Below are 6,997 nucleotides of genomic sequence, written 5' to 3'. Positions count from 1 at the left end.
CTCGACTTGAGCGCGCGCGAACGCTCCAGATAATCGGCCAGGCGACGCAAGGTATCCTCAAGCGATCCACCGGCCTCGCCGGCGCGCACCATGTTGACGTAGAGCCGCGAAAACGTGCCGCGCTCGGCCTCCAGCGCATCCGAAAGCGTGGCGCCACCACGCACCAGGTCACGCACACGTTCGAGGAGATTCCTGGCTTTTTCGCTTTCCGGCAGGTCGAGCAGGATCTGCAAGGCGCGATCGAGCGGTTGTCCGGCGCCAAGCAAGGTCGCCAATTGCTGGGTGAACTGCACGATCTGCGCTTCGCTCAGCGTCGGTCGCTTCATCAGCGCGGCGAGCAGGCCCCCGGATTCGACGCTGTCGGCATCGCGCACATCCAGCGGGATGTTGCCGGCATCTTGCAGCTTCATGATCACTTCGTCCGCCGAAGCCACATCCATCTGCCCCTCCAGCGTTTCCCCGGACGGCGTGACGGCCTTGTAGTGGAAGAGGGTCATGAGCTTGAAGGCCGGGATTCGAGATTCGGGATTCGGGATTGGCCCTGGAGCAGGGATGACCAACCATCTGGCTGTGGTGAGCCGGCATTCGGCATTCGAGATTTGTCGAGTAGCAGGAAACTTTCGGGCATGCGCATGCTCGCTTTCTCGAATCCCGAATCCCGAATCTCGAATCCCGGCTCCATCATCCCTCCTGCGTCACGCGCAGGATTTCCTCGATGGTGGTCTGCCCGGCGAGGGCCTTGACCAGACCGTCCTCGTACATGGTGCGCATGCCGTCGGCGCGGGCCTGGGCTTCGATTTCGCCCATGCCGGCGTGTTGCATGACCAGGCGGCGGATGGCGTCACTCATGACCAGGAACTCCATGATCGTGGTGCGACCGTAATAACCGCTCGGATAGGCCTGGCTCGGCACCGGCTTGTACAATTTGATCGGGCGCTCGCTGGTGAGCTTTTCCAGGCCGAACTCCTTGATCACTTCAGGCAAGGCCTCGTAGGGCTGCGCGGTGCCCAAGTCGAGCCGGCGCAGCAGGCGCTGGGCGAGGATGCCGTTGACGGTCGAGGTCAACAGGTAATCCTCGACGCCCATGTCGAGCAGGCGGGTGATGCCGCCAGCGGCGTTGTTGGTATGCAGGGTGGAGAGCACCAGATGGCCGGTCAGCGCCGACTGGATGGCGATCTTCGCCGTTTCCAGATCGCGCATTTCGCCAATCATGATGATGTCCGGATCCTGGCGCACGATCGAGCGCAAGGCGTGTGCGAAATCGAGACCGATGGCCGGCTTTGCCTGGATCTGGTTGATGCCTTCGATCTGGTACTCGACCGGATCCTCGACGGTGATGATCTTCACATCCGGCGTGTTGAGCTTGCTCAACGCGGTGTAAAGCGTGGTCGTCTTGCCCGAGCCGGTCGGGCCGGTGACCAGCAGGATGCCATGCGGGAGTTCCAGCACCTTGTTGAACTTGGGCAGGAACTCGTCGGTGAAGCCGAGCGTGTGGAAGTCGAAGACCACGGCTTCACGGTCGAGGATACGCATGACCACCGATTCGCCATGCGAGGTCGGCATCGTCGACACGCGCAAGTCGAGCTCCTTGCCCTGCACGCGGATCATGATGCGGCCATCCTGCGGCAACCGGCGTTCGGCGATATTGAGCTTGGCCATGATCTTGACGCGCGAAATCACCGCCGCCGTCGATGCCGCTGGCGGCGACTCGACTTCATGCAATACGCCGTCGATGCGGTAACGCACCTTGAGTCGGCTTTCGAATGGTTCGATGTGGATATCCGATGCGCGCTGTTCGACGGCACGCTGGATGACCAGATTGACCAGTCGAATGACCGGCGCTTCGGAGGCGAGGTCGCGCAGATGCTCGATGTCATCCTCACTGCGCGAATTGTCATCGCTCAGACTTTCGACGATCGATCCCATCGCCGAACGACCCTGGCCGTAGTAGCGCTCGATCAGATCGTCGATCTCGGGTCGCAGGCCCACACTGAGCGCGACCTTGCGACCGGTTGCCAACTCGATCGCTTCCAGCGGGTAGTGATCGGCCGGATCGGCAATCAGCAACTTGACCTCGGTTTCACTCTCGCCGATCGGGACGACATGATGGTGCTTGAGGAAACGCACCGAGAGTTGCACGTTCGGCGGGGGTGATTCCGGGAAATCCTTTGCGCCAAGCAAGGGCAATTGCATGATTTCCGCAACCGCATCGGCCATTTCACGCTCGGAAACCAGGCCGAGCCGGGTCAGCAGAGCGACCAGGCGACCGGAGGGATCCTCTTCATGCAGGCGTCGGCCACGTGCAAGATCGGCCTCCTTCAGACGCCCCTTGGCGACCAGGAATTGGCAGATACGCTCATCCAGCGCCGGACCGCTGAGCGGTGGCGCTGCATTTTCAATCACGGGCATTTCGGAAACAGCCGACATCAGGACTCCTGGTCATCGTCGCTTTGACCCGACGAATCGGTGGTCGGTTCCTCGCTTGGGTGCACGAGGGACTCAATGAAATGCCGATTCAGGATCGCCCAGAGGGCAATCGGCGTCACCGCCGGCAGAATCAGATAGCCAAACTGGTAGGCCAATGCGACCGGATCCGGCGAAATGCCGGCCGCGGTTACCGCATTGGCACCCGGAATACCGGAGTCGAATGCGAGCACCTTGAGCGTTTCGGCGACAACACCGAGCGCTTGCGCAATCCACATCACACTGAGCGCGATTGCAAATTGAAGCAAACGACGACGAATAGTCATCGGCGTGGCCATGACCAGGCCACTGAACAAGGGCAGCGAGTAGCCGAACAACAGCGGATTCTGGATCAACACGAGCTCACCAATCCCACTGCGACCATCGGGAGCGACCTGATTGACCAGAATTCGCGTGGTGACCTCCATGCTGTGCCCGTTCTGGACAATTTCTGATATCAGCGAAGGCCACAAAGTCGTCATCGACAGCTTGACCATCTGAATAACCGGCCAGGTCAGCGGAGACGCAAACGTAAACCAGATGAAAAAGCTCAGTGGCAGCCAGAGTACGGCGCGCAAGCCGATCGCGCGAATTTCAGATGCATCCATCAGCTCACCCATTCTCGTGCATTGCGGAACATGCGCAGCCAGGGCGAGGCTTCGGCCCATTCACGCGGATGCCAGCTCAGCTGCGAGGTACGGAACACCCGTTCCGGATGCGGCATCAGGATAGTGACTCGCCCATCTGCTGCACTGTAGCCTGCCGCGCCCCCCGGCGAACCATTTGGATTGAGTGGGTAGCGCTCCGTAGCACGACCTGCCGCATCGACATAGCGCAGACAGGGTTTCGCCTTTTTCGCTGACCCAGCCTCCGAAAATACCGCGCGTCCTTCGCCGTGTGCAACCACCACCGGGATGCGCGAACCGGTCATTGCGCGCAACAGGATCGAAGGCGAATCGACAATTTCGAGAGTCACCAGGCGCGCTTCGTACTGCTCGGATGCATTGCGCTGGAAACTCGGCCAGTGCTCCGCTCCGGGGATGATGGCCTTGAGTTCCGACATCATCTGGCAGCCATTGCAAACGCCGAGGGCAAAATGGGACGGGTCGGCGAGAAATTCCGAGAACTGATCACGCAAGGCATTGTTGAACAGGATCGATGCAGCCCAGCCGCGCCCTGCCCCGAGCACGTCGCCATAGCTGAAACCGCCACAAGCGGCCAAGCCCTTGAAATCGGAGAGATGATGGCGGCCGCTGGAGAGATCACTCATGTGGACATCGACGGCCTCGAATCCGGCGCGATCAAAAGCCGCAGCCATCTCGACTTGTCCATTGACACCTTGCTCACGCAGGATCGCAACGCGCGGCCGCGCCTTGCCGACAACATGTGCCGCACAAACGTCTTCATTCGGGTCGAAGGTCAGGCGTGGAGTGATACCGCCATCGTCTTCGTCGCATCGCCAGACCATTTCGTCGTCGGCACAGATCGGGTTGTCACGCAGCCGCTGCATGGCATGACTGGTTTCCGACCAGGTCTGCATGAGCTCGCGCCAATCCCAGCTGATGATCTTCTCGTTGTCGTGGCGGATCTTCACCTTCATTTTGGAGGTGGGCGTCGCGACCCGGGCAATCAGCTTGCCGAGACCGTGACGCTGCATCAGGGAGGTGAAGGACTCCCGATCACGCTGGCGGATCTGCACGATCGCGCCGAGCTCCTCGTTGAACAGGCCACGCAACATGTTGTCGGCCCATCCGGACAACTCGATTTCGAGACCACAATGACCAGCCAGAGCCATCTCGATCAGACTGACAATGGCTCCGCCATCGGAGCGATCGTGATAGGCCAGCAACAAGCGATCAGCATTCGCTTCCTGGATGGCGTGAAAGAATGATTTCAAGCGTCCCGGGTCATCAACATCCGGCGGCAGATCACCGGCCCGCAGGAACACCTGGGTCAACACCGATCCGCCAAGGCGTCCGCGACTGGCACCGAGGTCGATGATCCAGAGCTCGGAGTCTCCCTGATCCAGCTGCAATTGCGGGGTCAGCACACGGCGCGCATCACTGCTGCTGGCAAATGCGGTGGCGATCAGGGAAACCGGCGAGACCGTGCGTTGAGGCGTGCCATTGTGCTGCCAGGAAACCTGCATCGACATCGAATCCTTGCCAACCGGAATCGAGATGCCAAGGGCCGGGCACAACTCCATGCCAACCGCACACACGGCATCGTAAAGCGCGGCATCCTCGCCTGGATGATCGATCGCGGCCATCCAGTTGGCCGACATGCGCACCTCATCGAGACGCACCGGCGCCGCCGCCAGGTTGGTCAGCGCCTCGCCTACGGCCATGCGTGCCGAGGCGGCCGCATCGAGCAGGGCCAGCGGCGTGCGCTCGCCGATTGCCATCGCTTCTCCGGCATGACCCGAAAAATCGTTCAAGGTCACTGCGCAATCGGCGACTGGAACCTGCCACGGCCCGACCATCGGATCACGCGAGCACAAACCACCGACACTGCGATCGCCGATCGTGATCAGGAAGGATTTGCTGCCAACCGCAGGAAAGCGCAGGACACGATCGATCGCTTCACCGATCTCCAGATTTTCGGTATCGGCGATTACCGACAGCGACTCCTTGATGCGCATGGTCTTGCGGTGCATGCGCGGCGGCTTGCCAAACAATACGTCGAGCGGCAAATCGATGGGGTGATGCCGGGAATCGGATACCGGGAATCGTGCGTCGGCAAGCACGAGCCGGCGCTCGGCGGTGGCATGACCTACGACAGCAAACGGGCAGCGCTCGCGCTCGCAGATTGCAGCGAACGTTTCGAGATCATCCGGGCGCACGCCGAGCACGTAACGCTCCTGTGATTCGTTGCACCAGATCTGCATCGGCGACATGTGCGGGTCGTCGCAGGGAATCTTTGCCAGCTCCAGTGCGCCACCGACTTCGGAATCGTTGAGCAACTCGGGCAAGGCGTTGGAAAGGCCACCTGCACCCACGTCATGGATCGAAACCAGCGGGTTGTCCGCGCCGCGTGCCCAGCAATCATCAATGACCTGCTGACAACGGCGCTGCATCTCGGGATTTTCGCGCTGCACCGAGGCGAAATCGAGTTCTGCCGAGCTGCTGCCGGCGGCGACCGACGAGGCCGCTCCGCCACCCAGACCAATCAGCATGGCCGGGCCACCGAGCACGATCACCGCATCGCCAGGCTGCAGGTTTCTCTTTTGCACATCGGAAGGACGCAGATTGGCCAATCCGCCAGCAATCATGATCGGCTTGTCATAACCGCGCAGCAGGCCGGTTACATCCGAGGAATGCTCAAAGGTGCGGAAATAGCCAGCGAGACAGGGGCGCCCGAATTCGTTGTTGTAAGCGGCGGCACCGATTGGGCCGTCACGCATGATTTCGTAGGGGCTGGCAAATCTTGGTGGCTGTGGTCGCTCGGGCTCCCAGGGCCGCGGCAGACCCGGAATACGCAAGTGCGACACACTGAAGCCGCTCAAGCCGGCCTTGGGCTTGCCACCGCGTCCGGTCGCGCCTTCGTCGCGGATCTCGCCACCGGAACCAGTCGCGGCACCGGCGTAGGGCGAAATCGCGGTCGGATGATTGTGTGTCTCGACCTTGATTGCAAACGGCACGGCCTCGCGGGTCGCCGCGTAGGTTCCGCTTGCCGGATCGGCGAAAAATCGCAGGGCTTCCGTGCCGGCGATCACCGCAGCGTTGTCGCTGTAGGCCGACAAGGTGTGCGCAGGTGATTGTTTGTGCGTGTTGCGGATCATGGCAAACAAGGAGAGCGACTGCGCCTTGCCATCAATCGTGTAGTCGGCATTGAACACTTTGTGCCGGCAATGCTCGGAATTGGCCTGGGCGAACATCATCAATTCGGCATCGCTTGGATCACGCGCCAGACGCGCATAGTTCTCGGCCAGGTAATCCATTTCGTCGCCAGCCAGGGCCAGCCCCAAGCGTACATTCGCGGCTTCGAGTGCGGCGCGCGGATCACTTCCCAACACGATACGATCGAGCGGCAGCGGATCGCCGACATCGAACAGGCGTTCGAGCTCGGCGGCCGTGGTCAGCACTGAATCAGTCATCGGATCGTGCAGGATATCGATGACCGCCTGCCATTGCGTCGAATCCGGGGCGCTATCGAGCTTGAATGCCAAAGCTCGTTCTACGCGGCTTACCGCCAGTCCGCAGCGGCGCAGGATATCGGTCGCCTTGCTCGACCACGGCGAAATGGTGCCGACGCGTGGCGCGACCCAGAGTGTAGGGGTAGGCGCTGGCTGTTCGCTCGCTTGCAGGATGCGGTGCAGTTTTTCGGCGTCGACCGAGGCATCTTCCTCACCGGCAACCAGATAGACATGGTGCGCGGCGCGCAGCAGGCAGCCGGACTCGATACGATCGAGCTCGCTGTTGATGCGATCGATACGGAATGCTGACAGGGCCGGCTGGCCGTCGAGAACGATCATGGCAGTCGGTGTCCGGGGTGCGCTGAACAGATCCACACGGTGTCACCGTGCGCGGGTTGC

General features: G+C 61.3%; 4 protein-coding genes. All 4 read right to left on the bottom strand.

All coding sequences use genetic code 11. The features are described 5' to 3' along the window. The coding region (locus VFN25_RS03480; RefSeq protein WP_325138851.1) for a type II secretion system F family protein at positions 1–497 on the bottom strand (497 nt) is incomplete at its 3' end. A 184-nt stretch (positions 498–681) separates the two neighbouring features. After that, positions 682–2,409: a type II secretion system ATPase GspE gene (gene gspE / locus VFN25_RS03475; RefSeq protein WP_414648842.1), complete on the bottom strand. Its 1,728-nt coding sequence runs from the start codon at positions 2,407–2,409 to the stop codon at positions 682–684. A gap of 17 nt (positions 2,410–2,426) precedes the next feature. Further along, entirely contained in the window at positions 2,427–3,071 is a 645-nt protein-coding gene (locus VFN25_RS03470) for an exosortase H-associated membrane protein (protein WP_325138847.1), read from the bottom strand. Further along, entirely contained in the window at positions 3,071–6,937 is a 3,867-nt protein-coding gene (purL, locus tag VFN25_RS03465) for a phosphoribosylformylglycinamidine synthase (RefSeq protein ID WP_325138845.1), read from the bottom strand. Before purL ends, VFN25_RS03470 begins: the two co-directional genes overlap by 1 nt. Positions 6,938–6,997 lie beyond the last annotated feature (60 nt).

Source organism: Dokdonella sp. (assembly GCF_035703485.1).
Lineage (GTDB): Bacteria > Pseudomonadota > Gammaproteobacteria > Xanthomonadales > Rhodanobacteraceae > Dokdonella.
Note: the sequence above shows the minus strand (reverse complement) of the source record. Positions and strands in the feature narration are given on the sequence as shown.

Coding starts and splice junctions, on each gene's coding strand:
- purL (WP_325138845.1), bottom strand. CDS start 6,937: ATGATCGTTCTCGACGGCCAGCCGGCCCTGTCAGCATTCCGTATCGAT.
- gspE (WP_414648842.1), bottom strand. CDS start 2,409: ATGCCCGTGATTGAAAATGCAGCGCCACCGCTCAGCGGTCCGGCGCTG.
- VFN25_RS03470 (WP_325138847.1), bottom strand. CDS start 3,071: ATGGATGCATCTGAAATTCGCGCGATCGGCTTGCGCGCCGTACTCTGG.